The organism is Pseudomonas capsici (assembly GCF_017165765.1).
GTDB classification, from domain to species: domain Bacteria; phylum Pseudomonadota; class Gammaproteobacteria; order Pseudomonadales; family Pseudomonadaceae; genus Aquipseudomonas; species Aquipseudomonas capsici.
The window spans coordinates 1-14,694 of record NZ_JAFGZD010000011.1 but is presented as its reverse complement, the minus strand read 5'-3'; the positions used below and the strand labels follow the sequence as shown (position 1 = coordinate 14,694).

Below are 14,694 nucleotides of genomic sequence, written 5' to 3'. Positions count from 1 at the left end.
TGGGGTTCTTTTGACGCTGTGTTTCGTGCTTACGCTTGAACGACCGGGATATTGGCGTTCGCAGCGGCTTCGCGGAACTCGGCGATCTGATCGAAGCTCAGGTAGCGGTATACGTCCGCTGCCATGGTGTCGATCTGGTTCGCGTAGCTCATGTACTCCTCGACGGTCGGCAGGCGACCCAGGATCGAAGCGACGGACGCCAGCTCGGCCGAGGCCAGGTAGACGTTCGCGCCGTCACCCAGACGGTTCGGGAAGTTACGGGTCGAAGTCGAAACCACGGTGGAGTTCGGTTCTACGCGAGCCTGGTTACCCATGCACAGCGAGCAGCCCGGCATTTCCATGCGCGCGCCAGCCTTGCCGTAGATGCCGTAGTAGCCTTCTTCGGTCAACTGGTGAGCGTCCATCTTGGTCGGAGGCGACAGCCACAGACGAGTCGGCAACTGGCCTTTGACCTGATCCAGCAACTTGCCCGCAGCGCGGAAGTGGCCGATGTTGGTCATGCAGGAACCGATGAACACTTCGTCGATCTTCTCGCCCTGTACCGAAGACAGCAGGCGGGCATCGTCCGGGTCGTTCGGCGCGCAGAGCACAGGCTCCTTGACGTCGGCCAGGTCGATTTCGATGATTTCGGCGTACTCGGCGTCCTTGTCGGCTTCCAGCAGCTCCGGATTGGCAATCCAGGCTTCCATCGCCTTGGCGCGGCGCTCCAGGGTACGTGGGTCACCGTAGCCTTGCTCGATCATCCAGCGCAGCAGGGTGATGTTGGAGTTCAGGTACTCGATGATCGGTTCTTTGGCCAGCTTGATGGTGCAACCGGCAGCCGAACGTTCGGCCGAGGCGTCGGACAGCTCGAAAGCCTGTTCGATGCTGAGGTTTTCCAGACCTTCGATCTCCAGGATGCGACCGGAGAAGGCGTTCTTCTTGCCTTTCTTCTCTACGGTCAGCAGGCCAGCCTGGATCGCGTAGTAAGGAATGGCGTGAACCAGGTCGCGTAGGGTGATGCCAGGTTGCAGCTTGCCCTTGAAGCGGACCAGGATTGACTCGGGCATGTCCAGCGGCATGACGCCGGTGGCTGCGGCGAAAGCGACCAGACCGGAACCGGCCGGGAAGGAGATACCGATCGGGAAGCGGGTGTGCGAGTCGCCACCGGTGCCGACGGTGTCCGGCAGCAGCATGCGGTTCAGCCAGCTGTGGATGATGCCGTCGCCTGGACGCAGGGAAACACCGCCACGGGTCATGATGAAATCAGGCAGCGTGTGGTGAGTCTTGACGTCGATCGGCTTTGGATAAGCAGCGGTGTGGCAGAAGGACTGCATGACCAGATCGGTGGAGAAGCCCAGGCAAGCCAGGTCTTTCAGCTCGTCGCGGGTCATCGGGCCAGTGGTGTCCTGGGAACCGACGGTGGTCATCTTCGGTTCGCAGTAGGTGCCCGGACGGATACCTTCTACGCCGCATGCCTTGCCGACCATTTTCTGCGCCAGGGTGAAACCCTTGGTGCTGGCAGCCGGCTGATCCGGGGTCTTGAACAGATCCGATGGTGGCAGACCCAGCTCGGCACGAGCCTTGCCGGTCAGACCGCGACCGATGATCAACGGGATACGGCCACCGGCACGTACTTCGTCGAGCAGGACCGGGGTCTTCATTTCGAAGGTGGCCAGGACTTCGTCGCTGTTGTGCTTGGTGACTTTGCCTTCATGCGGGTACAGGTCGATCACGTCGCCCATGTGCATGTTGGAAACGTCGAATTCGATTGGCAGTGCGCCAGCATCTTCCATGGTGTTGTAGAAGATCGGAGCGATCTTGCTGCCGAAGCAGAAACCGCCGGCACGCTTGTTCGGCACATAGGGAACGTCGTCGCCGAAGAACCACAGAACCGAGTTGGTTGCCGATTTACGCGAGGAACCGGTACCGACCACGTCACCGACGTAGGCGATAGGGAAGCCCTGGCCGCGCATTTCTTCGATCTGCTTCATCGGGCCGATGGAGCCTTGTACATCGGGAACGATGCCTTCACGGGCCATTTTCAGCATGGCCAGGGCGTGCAGCGGGATATCCGGACGGGACCAGGCATCGGGTGCCGGGGACAGGTCGTCGGTGTTGGTTTCGCCGGTGACCTTGAAGACGCGCAGGCTGATCTTGTCGGCCAGTACAGGGCGCTTCTTGAACCATTCGCCGTCAGCCCAGGATTGCAGGACGGCCTTGGCGTGCTCATTGCCGCTCTTGGCTTTTTCTGCAACGTCGTGGAAGGCGTCGAACATCAGCAGTGTGTGCTTGAGCTGTTCGGCAGCGACCGCGGCCAGCTCGGTATCGTCGAGCAGGGCAACCAGGGTTGCGATGTTGTAGCCACCTTGCATGGTGCCCAACAGTTCGGTGGCGCGCTTCTTGTCGATCAGCGGCGAAGTGGCTTCGCCCTTGGCCACGGCAGACAGGAAACCGGCCTTGACGTAGGCCGCTTCGTCCACGCCTGGCGGAATGCGGTTGGTGATCAGGTCGACGAGGAAATCTTCTTCGCCAGCGGGAGGATTCTTCAGCAGCTCGACCAGGCTGGCAGTTTGTTCGGCGTTAAGCGGCTGGGGCACGATACCCTGGGCGGCACGCTCTTCGATGTGTTTACGGTAGGCTTCAAGCACAGTATTACCCTCATCAGTGGTCCCAAATGGGTGTCCGGGACGCTCATCCAGAAATTGTCCGTACCCACGCAAGGCTTTCGAGCCTTGTTGGCAGGGTATCGGCAATTCCTAACGAAGCTGTTTTCAAAGTTTTACGCCTGCAGGACGGGGGGATGGTAGGTCGACACGGCCATTCGTGATGAGGGAACGGCCTGTCGACACCGTACTGCGGGATTAACTTGACTGTGCTCGTGACGCTTTGAAAACAGCTTCTAACGGACATTGGCGCCTTCTAAGGCACGACGATTCTACGGCAAAACTTCGCCGAAGGTAAGTTAGACCCTACATCTTCGGGGGTGACCCCTGTTAGACAAAGGGCTAACATGCCCCCTCGTTTCGCCTGTCCTTGTCCTGCCAGCCATGCCTGATCAAATCATCAAAACGCCTTGCGTCGGCCTTTGCTCCACTGTTTACGGGGACCTGGTGTGCCGTGGCTGCAAGCGTTTCCACCATGAAGTGGTCAACTGGAATGGCTACAACGAAGACGAGAAAAGGGCGGTCTGGCTGCGCCTGGAGCAACTGCTGGTCCAGGTGATGGCGGCCAAGCTCGAAATCTTCGATGTCGAGAAGCTGCGCATGCAGCTCGTCCAGCGCAAGATCCGTTTTGTGGCGCACCAGTCCGAATATTGCTGGGCCTACCAGTTGATCGCTCGCGGGGCGCGGGTCATCAATCAGGTCGAGGCCTATGGCTTCGTCCTGCTGCCGGAATTTCGCGACTGGGCGCTGCCGGAGTTGCGCGATGCCATCGACCGTGAGTTTTTCCTGCTGTCAGAAGCCCATTACCAGCGATATATCGCGCCGGGCTTTCTGAAGGATGCGTTCGGGGTCTGATGTTTCCGCAATAAATGGGCCTCCTCCGGTAGAAGCGAACTCATTCGCGAAAAGGCTCAGGCATCAAACATCTCTTCCAGATGCCGGATGATCTCCTCGGTCTTGAGTACCAGCACATCGCTTTCCAGCGAATCGAGCACCACTTCGGCGGTGTTGCCGATCAATGCGCCTGAAAGACCGGTACGCGCCACCGTCCCGATAATGGTGACGGCTGCATCGAGCTGATGGGCGGTAAAGGGGATCAGCACATCCGCCGGGCCTTCGGCGATATGCAGGTGGCTGTCGTCGATATCGAATTCGGACTGGAACGAGCGGCACTGATCCCGATAGCGCGCCTCGATGCTTTCCTTGAGCTGGTAGACCGGATCGGCAGCCGACAGCATGGGCGAAGGGTGAGCCGTTATGACGTGCAGCTGCCCTTTGGCCAGGGCCGCAATGTCATAGCCGTGATCGACGATGCTGAAATGCAGTGCCTTGTGTTCTCCATCCGCATTACCGACATCCACGGCGGCGAGTATCACGCCGCCGGTCCAGGGACGGGAAGTCTTGACCATCAATACCGGACTTGGGCAGTAACGCAGCAGTTTCCAGTCGTCCGGAGTGAGCAGGGCCTTTTTCAGAGGGTTGTCTGGCAGATGCTGTTTGATGACCAGGCCGCAGCCCTCGGTCTGTTGCACCGTGCAGATAGTCTTGTAGGTGGAGTCTTCCCAGTGTTGTTCGGCGGTTGCAGTGAAGCCCTCTTGCAGAAGACTGTTCTTCAGTTCGTGAAGCTGTTGCGTGTGAGGGTGATCCTTGTCACAAATCAGCAGATGAAGATGCGCCTGAGTGACTCCGGCAATCAGTTTTGCACGGTTGAGGGCCAGGCTATCGGTGTGGGCGGGATCGATGACCACCAGGATGCTGCGAACAGACTGCATGGGGCTAACCTCCACAAGGCGAATTGTGCTCCACAACTATAGTTGCCGCGCATGGGACCGTCGCTTGATCTGGATCACAGCATTTCTGTCGCCCCGGGCGCATACGCCTCGTATAATGCGCGACCTTGCAAACCCGTCATCTGTGAGCTTATGTATCCGATCCCCGAAATCGAAGCCTTTCTGCTGTGCCGCACGCCCGACAGCTGGGTTCAGGCCGCGTTGCGCAATCTGGACATTCTGTTGATCGACCATGCGAACAACGAGAAAAAGGCCGCCGGGGCGGCGTTCCAGTTCATGTTCCAGTACAACGACAAATTCGATCTGCTGAGCAAGATGTCGCGTCTGGCCCGTGAAGAGCTGCGGCACTTCGAGCAGGTACTGAGCATTATCCGCAAGCGCGAAATCCCCATGGCCAACGTCAGTTCGGCGCGCTATGCGGGAGCCTTGCGCAAACGGGTGCGCAACCATAATCCCTACCGGCTGACCGATGCCCTGATCGTCGGGGCCATCGTCGAAGCCCGCTCCTGCGAGCGCTTCGCCGCGCTGGTCCCGCATCTGGACGAAGAACTTGCCAAGTTCTATGGCGGGCTGCTGAAGTCCGAAGCCCGGCATTTTCAGGATTACCTGAAGCTGGCCTACACCTACGGCGATAAAGCCGATGTCGACGCCAAGATCGAAGAGATTCGCCACGCCGAACGTGAATTGATCGAAAGCCCTGACGAGGAATTCCGCTTCCATAGCGGTGTGCCTGTCGCGGCCTGATTGTCGACCTGCTTTCCCGGAAACGACCGTCTGTTGCCAGCGGTCGTTTTTTTATGAAGTTATTGTTAGCCAGCTAACAAATGTTTTGACATTAGCTGTCTAGGCAGTAATATCGCCATATCACTGCCTAAGCAGCTTTTATGGTGATCTCTTGAAACATTTCACGTCCGATAATTTCGATTCCAGCCTGATAGGTCTGTTGGTCGGTCGCACCAATGCGCTCAAGGACCGCATGCTGGACAAGTATTTGCTGCCTTATGACGTCACCTTCTCGCAGTTCAAGGTGCTGATCATCATTTCCCAGTTCGCCCTCGATACCCCTGTCGAATTGTGTCGGCACCTGTCTCTGGACAGCGGTTCGATGACGCGAATGCTCGATCGTCTGGAGCAAAAGGGGTTGATCGTGCGCACCCGTTCAGCCGCCGACCGGCGTCAGGTGCATGTGGCCTTGAGTGAGCAGGGGCAGAAACTTTCGGACCTGCTGCCGCAGATCGGCGCCGATGCGATGAACGACACCTTCGCCGCACTGGACAAGGAGGAAGTCGCGACCCTTGAGCGAATCCTGACCAAGGTGCTGGTGGCCGCCGACGATCACATCACTCTCACGCGCCTGAGCTTCAAGTCCACCGGGGCGAAATGAGCGGCCACGGCCGACATCCCCGGTAGAACCTCGTTATTACGCAATTACTGCTTCACCGACTACAGGTACTCGTCATGGCTACTGCCGCTACTGAAAAACCATCTGCCAGCTCGCCCGAAGATGCCAATCCGGGCAAGCGCAAATTCATGCTGCTGGTGCTCGCACTGATCGTCATCCTTGGCGGTGCGGCTGTGTGGGCCTGGCATGAGTTCTATGGTCGCTGGAGCGAAAGTACCGACGACGCCTATGTGAATGGCAACGTCGTCGAAATCACGCCGCTGACCACCGGTACGGTGATCAGCATCGGTGCCGATGACGGTGATCTGGTGCGTGAAGGCCAGGTCCTGATCAAGTTCGATCCCAGCGATGCCGAAGTCAGCCTGCAAAGCGCCGAGGCCAATCTGGCCAAGGTGGTTCGCCAGGTACGCGGGCTTTATAGCAATGTCGATGGCATGAAGGCGCAACTGGCTGCGCAGCGTGCCGAAGTGCAGAAGGCTCAGGACAACTACAACCGTCGTCGCAGTCTGGCCGCGAGCGGGGCGATTTCCCAGGAAGAGCTGTCCCACGCCAAGGATGACCTGACCAGCGCGCAAAGCTCGTTGAGCAATGTCCAGCAACAACTGGCCAGCAGCGTTGCGCTGGTGGATGACACCGTGGTTTCTTCTCACCCGGACGTGAAAGCTGCGGCTGCGCAATTGCGTCAGGCGTATCTGGCCGATGCCCGCACCACTGTGGTGTCGCCGGTGACCGGTTACGTGGCCAAGCGCACTGTGCAACTGGGGCAACGGATTCAACCGGGCACTGCAACCATGGCCGTTATCCCGCTGGATCAGTTGTGGATCGATGCCAACTTCAAGGAAACCCAACTGGGCAAGATGCGCATCGGCCAGCCGGTCGAGATCACTTCGGACCTGTACGGCAGCGAGGTGAAATACAGCGGCACCATCGACAGCCTGGGAGCCGGGACCGGCAGTGCCTTCGCTCTGTTGCCAGCCCAGAATGCAACCGGCAACTGGATCAAGATCGTCCAGCGCGTGCCGGTGCGGATTCACATCAACCCCGATGAGCTTGCCAACAACCCGCTGCGGATCGGCCTGTCGACCACGGTCGATGTCAATCTGCATGACCAGAGCGGTCCGGTACTGGCTCAGCAGCCGCCGAAGAAAGCGAGCTTCAGCACCGATATCTACGCCGAGCAACTGGCCGATGCCGACGCCATGATTGCGCGTCTGATCCATGACAACAGTGCCGCCGGCAATAAAGCCACTGCGCAGCGCTGATCCGCCAATCCGCACGCCCCGACCTTCGGGCCGGGGCAACGTCTCCGTTTCAAGGGATTTGCGATGAGCAACAATGCCCCGGCCTCATTTACGCCGCCCAGCCTGTTGATGTGCACCATCGGCCTGTCGCTGGCGACCTTCATGCAAGTGCTCGATACCACGATTGCCAACGTGGCCTTGCCGACCATTTCCGGGAACCTGGGGGTGAGTTCGGAGCAGGGCACCTGGGTTATCACCTCGTTTGCGGTCAGTAACGCGATTGCGTTGCCGCTGACCGGCTGGCTCAGCCGCCGCTTCGGTGAGGTCAAGCTGTTCCTGTGGGCGACCCTGCTGTTCGTGCTGGCTTCGTTCCTCTGCGGGATTTCCCAGTCGATGCCGGAGCTGGTGGGTTTCCGGGTGCTGCAGGGCGTGGTTGCCGGGCCGCTGTATCCCATGACCCAGACCCTGTTGATCGCGGTTTATCCGCCCGCCAAAAGGGGGATGGCATTGGCATTGCTGGCCATGGTCACGGTGGTGGCACCGATTGCCGGGCCGATTCTGGGCGGCTGGATCACCGACAGTTACAGCTGGCCGTGGATTTTCTTCATCAACGTTCCCATTGGCCTGTTCGCGGTGTGGGTGGTGCGTACGCAAATGGCCAGGCGCCCCGTGAGCACCAGTCGTCAGCCCATGGATTACGTCGGATTGCTGACCCTGATCATTGGCGTCGGGGCATTGCAGATCGTTCTGGACAAGGGCAATGACATGGACTGGTTCGAGTCGAACTTCATTGTCATCGGTTCGGTGATTTCGGTTATTGCACTGTCGGTGTTCGTGATCTGGGAGATGACCGACAAGCATCCCATCGTCAACCTGCGGCTGTTTGCCTACCGCAACTTCCGGATCGGCACTCTGGTGCTGATCGGCGGCTATTCCGGTTTCTTCGGCATCAACCTGCTGCTGCCCCAATGGTTGCAGACCCAGATGGGTTACACCGCGACCTGGGCCGGGTTGGCGGTGGCGCCTATCGGTATCCTGCCGGTGTTGATGTCGCCCTTCGTCGGCAAATATGCCCACAAGTTCGACCTGCGCCTGCTGGCTGGTCTGGCCTTCCTGGCCATGGGCCTGAGTTGCTTCATGCGCGCCGGCTTCACCAACGAGGTGGATTTCGAGCATGTGGCGCTGGTGCAGTTGTTCATGGGGATTGGTGTGGCGCTGTTCTTCATGCCGACCTTGAGCATTCTGCTTTCGGACCTGCCGCCCCAGCAGATCGCCGACGGCTCGGGTCTTGCCACTTTCCTGAGAACACTGGGCGGCAGCTTTGCGGCGTCGCTGACCACCTGGATATGGATTCGCCGCGCCGATCAGCATCACGCTTACCTGAGCGAAAACATCAGCACCTTCGACCCGGCCACCCGTGATGCACTCAACAGCCTGGGAGGCGCGAGCCCACAGGCTTATGCGCAACTGGAGCAGACCCTCAACAGCCAGGCCTACATGATGTCCACGGTGGATTACTTCTACATGCTGGGCTGGGTGTTCGCGGGGTTGATTCTGCTGGTGTGGCTGGCCAGGCCACCGTTTGCCGCCAAGGCCGGACCGGGTGGGCATTAAATACCCGGTTGGGCACGGTCCTGTGGGAGCGACCTTGGTCGCGAAGAGGGCCTGGCGATGCATTTCTTTCACACTTCACGCGGCCCGTCGCGAGCAAGCTCCCCCACGGGGCGGATTCAGTTCAGCAGGGCCATCTGCTCTGGCGGAAAGTCGAACGGGCTGAGCGAAAAGCCCTGTTCGTCCACCTGCAAGGCCCAGCCCTGGCGGTCCCAGTCACCCAGCACGATGCGCTGCGCGGTCTGTTCGCCAATCTGTAGCTTGTGAATCGCCGGGCGGTGGGTGTGCCCGTGAATCAGGGTGTGGACGCCATATTGCGCCATCACCTGAGGAATGAAATCGGGAGTGACATCGACAATGTCATTGGCTTTCATGCGGGTCTGGACGCGGCTTTCATTGCGCAGCTTGCGTGCCAGCTTGTGTCGGGTCTTCAGAGGCAGATGCCGCAGGATCCACAGGCTCAGCGGATTGCGCAGGTAGCGGCGCATCTTTATATAGCCTTCGTCCCGGGTGCAGAGGCTGTCGCCGTGCATCAGCAGTACCGGCTCACCGTTGAGCGCAACCACGCTCGGATCGTTCAGCAGGGTGCAACCCGCTGCCTGGCAGAACGCCTTGCCGATCATGAAATCCCGGTTGCCGTGCATCAGGAAAACCTGGGTGCCGCTGTCGCTCAGTTCGCGCAGGGCCTGACAGATCGAGCTCTGGAACGGCGACATGGCATCGTCGCCGATCCAGACCTCGAAGAAATCCCCGAGGATATACAGCGCCGTGGCCTGGCGGGCACGGCCAGAGAGTAGATCCAGAAACGCCCGGGTAATATCCGGGCGTTTTTCCTCAAGATGCAGGTCGGAGATCAGCAGTATCACTCAACGATCTCTGCTTTCTCGATGATGACGTCTTCGGACGGTACGTCCTGGTGGCCGGCTTTACCGGTGGTTGCAACGCCTTTGATCTTGTCGACCACTTCGGTGCCTTCGATCACTTCGCCGAACACGGCATAGCCCCAGCCTTGAACGGTCGGTGCGCTGTGGTTCAGGAAGCTGTTGTCAGCCACGTTGATGAAGAACTGGGCGGATGCCGAATGCGGCTCCATGGTGCGGGCCATGGCAACGCTGTACTTCTTGTTCTGCAGGCCGTTGTTGGCTTCGTTCTGGATGCTTGGACGCTTGTCTTTCTTCTCTTTCATGCCAGGCTCGAAACCGCCGCCCTGGATCATGAAGTTACCGATGACACGGTGGAAAATGGTGTTGCTGTAGTGGCCGGCTTTCACGTATTCGATGAAGTTGGCAACGGTGATCGGAGCCTTCTCTGCATTCAGTTGCAGAACGATGTCGCCGTGGTTGGTTGTCAATTTTACTTTGGACATTCTCATTCGCTCTTTTGGCATTCATGAAGGGGCGCAGTATCACCCTGACGCGCAGTTTACAGGGGAGGTTACATATTTCGGGTATTTTGCTGCTTTTATCCACCTCAAATGCGCACTCTGTTGTCAGGGGCTTGACAGCTTCGGCTATGATAAGCGCTTTGATTTAGTCGGCCTACCCTGGCCGCGCACCTGTATGTCCAAGGATCCTATGAGCAAGCCCACTCCAGAACCCGCTGCGAATTCAAAGGCAGGCCCTGTCGTCCCTACCAATTTCCTGCGTCCGATCGTGCAGGCAGACCTGGATTCAGGCAAGCACACCAAAATCGTGACCCGCTTTCCGCCGGAGCCTAATGGCTATCTGCATATCGGTCACGCCAAGTCGATCTGTGTGAACTTCGGTCTGGCCAACGAGTTCGGTGGCGCGACGCACCTGCGTTTCGATGACACCAACCCGGCCAAGGAAGACCAGGAATACATCGACGCCATCATGAGTGACGTCAAGTGGCTGGGTTTCGAATGGGCGGGCGAAGTGCGCTATGCCTCGCAGTATTTCGACCAGCTGCACGACTGGGCTGTGGAACTGATCAAGTCGGGCAAGGCCTATGTCGACGACCTGACTCCCGAGCAGGCTCGCGAATATCGCGGCAGCCTGACCGAGCCGGGCAAGAACAGTCCGTTCCGTGAGCGCAGTGTCGAGGAAAACCTGGACCTGTTCGCCCGCATGAAGGCCGGCGAGTTCGAGGACGGTGCCCGTGTACTGCGCGCCAGGATCGACATGGCTTCGCCGAACATGAACCTGCGCGACCCGATCCTGTACCGCATTCGTCATGCCCATCACCACCAGACCGGCGACAAGTGGTGCATCTACCCCAACTATGACTTCACTCATGGCCAGTCCGATGCCATCGAAGGCATCACGCATTCGATCTGCACCCTGGAGTTCGAGGGCCATCGCCCGCTGTACGACTGGTTCCTGGACAACCTGCCAGTACCGTGCAAGCCGCGTCAGTACGAATTCTCGCGTCTGAACCTGAGCTACACCGTCACCAGCAAGCGCAAGCTCAAGCAACTGGTCGACGAAAAGCACGTCAATGGCTGGGACGATCCGCGCATGTCGACCCTGTCGGGTTTCCGTCGCCGTGGCTACACCCCGGCTTCGATCCGCAACTTCTGCGAAATGGTCGGCACCAACCGTTCCGACGGCGTCGTGGATTTCGCGATGCTCGAATTCAGCATCCGCGACGACCTGGACCGCAACGCGCCGCGTGCCATGTGCGTGCTGCGTCCGTTGAAAGTCGTGATCACCAACTACCCGGAAGGCCAGGTCGAGAAGCTCGAACTGCCACGCCACCCCAAGGAAGACCTGGGTGTGCGCGAGCTGCCGTTCGCCCGCGAGATCTACATCGATCGCGACGATTACATGGAAGAGCCGCCAAAAGGCTACAAGCGCCTGGAGCCAGCCGGTGAAGTGCGTCTGCGCGGCAGCTATGTGATCCGCGCCGACGAGGCCATCAAGGACGCCGACGGCAATATCGTCGAGCTGCGTTGCTCCTACGACCCGGACACCCTGGGCAAGAACCCCGAAGGCCGCAAGGTCAAGGGCGTGATTCACTGGGTTCCGGCAGAGGCGAGCGTCGAGTGCGAAGTTCGTCTGTACGACCGTCTGTTCCGCTCTCCGACCCCGGACAAGGCCGAAGATGGTGCCACCTTCCTGGAAAACATCAATCCAGACTCCCTGCAAGTGCTGACCGGTTGTCGTGCCGAACCTTCATTGGGGCAAGCGCAACCGGAAGACCGTTTCCAGTTCGAACGCGAAGGTTATTTCTGCGCGGACATCAAGGACTCGAAACCAGGTCGTCCGGTATTCAACCGCACAGTGACACTGCGGGATTCCTGGAGCTGAGGTTAGGACAGTGCTTTCGATCTACAACACGCTCACCAAGAGCAAAGAAGTCTTCAAGCCGCTGGATGGCAACAAGGTGCGGATGTACGTCTGCGGGATGACCGTGTACGACTTCTGCCACCTGGGCCACGGGCGCAGCATGGTGGCCTTCGATCTGGTCACCCGCTGGTTGCGATTCAGCGGTTATGACCTGACCTATGTGCGCAACATTACCGATATCGATGACAAGATCATCAATCGTGCCCGTGAAAACGGCGAGTCGTTCGACGCGCTGACGGCGCGCATGATCGATGCCATGCACGAAGATGAAGCGCGGCTGAACATCCTCAAGCCGGACATGGAGCCGCGTGCCACCGATCATATCGACGGCATGCACGCCATGATCCAGACCCTGATCGACAAGGGTTATGCCTATGCGCCGGGCAATGGCGACGTGTACTACCGCGTCGGCAAGTTCCTGGGTTACGGCAAGCTGTCGCGCAAGAAGATCGAAGACCTGCGCATCGGTGCGCGGATCGAAGTGGACGAGTCCAAGGACGATCCGCTGGACTTCGTGCTCTGGAAAGGCGTCAAGCCCGGCGAGCCGAGCTGGGAGTCGCCATGGGGACCGGGACGTCCGGGCTGGCATATCGAGTGCTCGGTGATGTCCACCTGCTGCCTGGGTGAGACTTTCGACATTCATGGTGGCGGCAGCGATCTGGAGTTTCCGCACCATGAAAACGAGATCGCCCAGAGCGAGGCCGCGACCGGCAAGACCTACGCCAATGCCTGGATGCACTGCGGCATGATCCGCATCAATGGCGAGAAGATGTCCAAGTCCTTGAACAACTTCTTCACCATTCGCGATGTGCTGGCCAAATACCACCCGGAAGTGGTGCGTTATCTGCTGGTATCGAGCCACTACCGCAGCGCGATCAACTACTCCGAAGACAGCCTGAAAGAGTCCAAGAGTGCGCTGGAGCGTTTCTATCATGCGCTCAAGGGCTTGCCGGTGGCCGAGCCTGCGGGTGGCGAAGCGTTCGTCGAGCGTTTCACCGCAGCCATGAACGACGACTTCGGTACGCCTGAAGCCTGTGCCGTGCTGTTCGAGATGGTGCGTGAGATCAACCGTCTGCGTGATAGCGATCAGGTGGCTGCGGCCGGTCTGGCTGCACGTCTGAAGCAACTTGCCAGTGTACTGGGCGTGTTGCAGCTCGAAGCGGAGGATTTCCTGCGTGCCGGTGCCGAAGGGCGTGTCGATGCAGCTGAAGTCGAAGCGCTGATCCAGGCTCGCCTGGATGCCCGCAGCGCCAAGAACTGGGCCGAGTCCGACCGGATCCGCGACCAGATCACCGCCATGGGCGTGATCCTGGAAGACGGCAAGGGTGGCACGACTTGGCGTCTGGCGGACTGACCTGTCTGTTCTTTCGCGTGTTGCCGAACTTGGTTCGGTGTCAGTGGGAGATCACCCGCTGCCTTGGCGCCGCGCTGTCGCGCAGCAAACAGGTGTGGTGTGGTTGCCGATCAAGGGTTCGGCTTGAGGCCGCCTTGCGCCTTTACGGCGCGTCACTTTGGTTTCGGCCAAAGTAACCAAAGCCATTGCTCCGGGTTCGGCCCCGCCTGACGGCGGGGTTCCTTGTAAGCTGGTTTTACCTGCCCAGACCGAGGGTTCTTTGGATCACGAGATCGTAGTGAAGCATGGGTCGAGGCAGGTTCCTTTCCTAATCTAGTCCGAACGGTTGCCTGGGCTTCAAGCCCGATTCTGCAAGGTTGGACACGAGGAAAACGCCATGAATCAGGACTCTGTGTACGTCGGTATCGATATTTCCAAAAGCACACTGGATACGTTCATCAGCACGACAGGACAAGTCGAGCAATTTCTTAATGGCCAGGCGGATATCCAGCGTCTGACTCAACACCTCAAGACGCTCAATCCAGCCCTGGTGGTGCTGGAAGCCACAGGAGGATTCGAGCGACTGGTGGCGGCTGAACTGTTTGCAGCGAGCTTGCCGGTTGTCATCGTTAACCCACGGCAGGTGCGCAATTTCGCCAAGGCTACTGGCCGGTTGGCGAAAACCGATGCCATTGATGCGCGGGTCCTCGCCGAATTCGCTCAGGCCGTCAAACCGGCCATTCGTGAGATCCCGGACGCGCGTACTCACGAGTTGGCGGATCTCCTGGCTCGACGGCGCCAGATCATCGACATGATCGTGGCGGAAGAAAATCGACTCAAACAGGCCACGTTCAAGGCTCTTCAAAGAGACATAAAAGCCCATCTCGTCTGGCTGAGAAAGCGCCTGAAAAATACTGACGACGATCTGCATGACGCGATCAAAGCCTCCCCGATCTGGAAGGCCAATTACGACCTGTTATGCGAGGTGAAAGGCGTTGGCGATGTGCTTGCACTCTCGTTGCTGGCACTGCTGCCAGAGCTTGGGCGAGTCAATCGCAAGCAAGTGGCTGCACTGGTTGGCGTGGCTCCTTTCAACTGCGACAGCGGTAAATTCAAGGGACAGCGGCGCATATGGGGTGGCCGGGGCGAACTGAGAAAAGTGTTGTACATGGCGGCCCTGTCTTCGAAAACGCATAACCCCGTCATCGAGAAGTTTTACAACCACCTGCTGGCTGCCGGGAAAACGAAGAAGGTCGCGTTGGTCGCCTGCATGCGCAAGCTGTTGACGATCCTCAATGCCATGATCCGGGATCAAAAACATTTCGGCGAAAAGGCTTGAATAACGACACGGTTGCTTCGCTCCG

Annotated in this window: 11 protein-coding genes and 1 pseudogene; 8 read left to right on the top strand and 4 right to left on the bottom strand. The window is 59.0% G+C overall.

Features of this window, described 5'->3' with window-relative positions; genetic code table 11:
• Window positions 1–29: 29 nt before the first annotated feature.
• Entirely contained in the window at window positions 30–2,630 is a 2,601-nt protein-coding gene (gene acnB / locus JSY17_RS15640; protein WP_117186189.1) for a bifunctional aconitate hydratase 2/2-methylisocitrate dehydratase, read from the bottom strand.
• Window positions 2,631–3,029: 399 nt separating this feature from the next.
• Between acnB and JSY17_RS15635 the strand changes: the two genes are divergently transcribed.
• The gene (locus JSY17_RS15635) at window positions 3,030–3,500 is read left to right on the top strand and encodes a DUF1289 domain-containing protein (RefSeq protein WP_117165287.1); all 471 of its coding nucleotides are present in this window, start codon (window positions 3,030–3,032) and stop codon (window positions 3,498–3,500) included.
• A gap of 56 nt (window positions 3,501–3,556) precedes the next feature.
• Here JSY17_RS15635 and JSY17_RS15630 read toward each other — a convergent pair whose 3' ends face one another.
• Complete coding sequence (locus JSY17_RS15630; RefSeq protein WP_206402395.1) at window positions 3,557–4,417, bottom strand: universal stress protein; 861 nt, start codon at window positions 4,415–4,417, stop codon at window positions 3,557–3,559.
• Window positions 4,418–4,567: 150 nt separating this feature from the next.
• Here JSY17_RS15630 and miaE point away from each other — a divergent pair, with 150 nt between their 5' ends.
• The 4 genes and pseudogenes from miaE to JSY17_RS15610 all read left to right on the top strand — a co-directional run.
• A complete protein-coding gene (miaE, locus tag JSY17_RS15625) occupies window positions 4,568–5,179 on the top strand; it encodes a tRNA-(ms[2]io[6]A)-hydroxylase (RefSeq protein ID WP_117183710.1) in 612 nt (203 codons plus the stop codon).
• Between the two features lie 151 nt (window positions 5,180–5,330).
• Entirely contained in the window at window positions 5,331–5,819 is a 489-nt protein-coding gene (locus tag JSY17_RS15620; RefSeq protein ID WP_117165290.1) for a MarR family winged helix-turn-helix transcriptional regulator, read from the top strand.
• Between the two features lie 74 nt (window positions 5,820–5,893).
• Window positions 5,894–7,099, top strand: a complete 1,206-nt coding sequence (locus JSY17_RS15615) for an HlyD family secretion protein (RefSeq protein ID WP_117183711.1) — start codon at window positions 5,894–5,896, stop codon at window positions 7,097–7,099.
• A 42-nt stretch (window positions 7,100–7,141) separates the two neighbouring features.
• A pseudogene (locus JSY17_RS15610) lies at window positions 7,142–8,692 on the top strand (DHA2 family efflux MFS transporter permease subunit); the annotation flags it as partial.
• Between the two features lie 116 nt (window positions 8,693–8,808).
• Here JSY17_RS15610 and lpxH read toward each other — a convergent pair.
• Both lpxH and JSY17_RS15600 read right to left on the bottom strand, forming a co-directional pair.
• Window positions 8,809–9,555 (bottom strand): UDP-2,3-diacylglucosamine diphosphatase, encoded by a 747-nt coding sequence (gene lpxH, locus JSY17_RS15605; protein ID WP_206402396.1) that lies wholly within the window; start codon window positions 9,553–9,555, stop codon window positions 8,809–8,811.
• A complete protein-coding gene (locus JSY17_RS15600) occupies window positions 9,552–10,055 on the bottom strand; it encodes a peptidylprolyl isomerase (RefSeq protein ID WP_117165294.1) in 504 nt (167 codons plus the stop codon). Before JSY17_RS15600 ends, lpxH begins: the two co-directional genes overlap by 4 nt.
• A 208-nt stretch (window positions 10,056–10,263) precedes the next feature.
• On the opposite strand from JSY17_RS15600, the gene JSY17_RS15595 reads away from it, so the two are divergent.
• From JSY17_RS15595 to JSY17_RS15585, 3 genes are all read left to right on the top strand, one after another.
• Complete coding sequence (locus tag JSY17_RS15595; RefSeq protein ID WP_117165295.1) at window positions 10,264–11,958, top strand: glutamine--tRNA ligase/YqeY domain fusion protein; 1,695 nt, start codon at window positions 10,264–10,266, stop codon at window positions 11,956–11,958.
• 10 nt (window positions 11,959–11,968) lie between these two features.
• A complete protein-coding gene (gene cysS / locus JSY17_RS15590; protein ID WP_117186193.1) occupies window positions 11,969–13,351 on the top strand; it encodes a cysteine--tRNA ligase in 1,383 nt (460 codons plus the stop codon).
• Between the two features lie 376 nt (window positions 13,352–13,727).
• Window positions 13,728–14,669, top strand: a complete 942-nt coding sequence (locus tag JSY17_RS15585; protein WP_117166486.1) for an IS110 family RNA-guided transposase — start codon at window positions 13,728–13,730, stop codon at window positions 14,667–14,669.
• The last annotated feature ends 25 nt before the right edge of the window (window positions 14,670–14,694 follow it).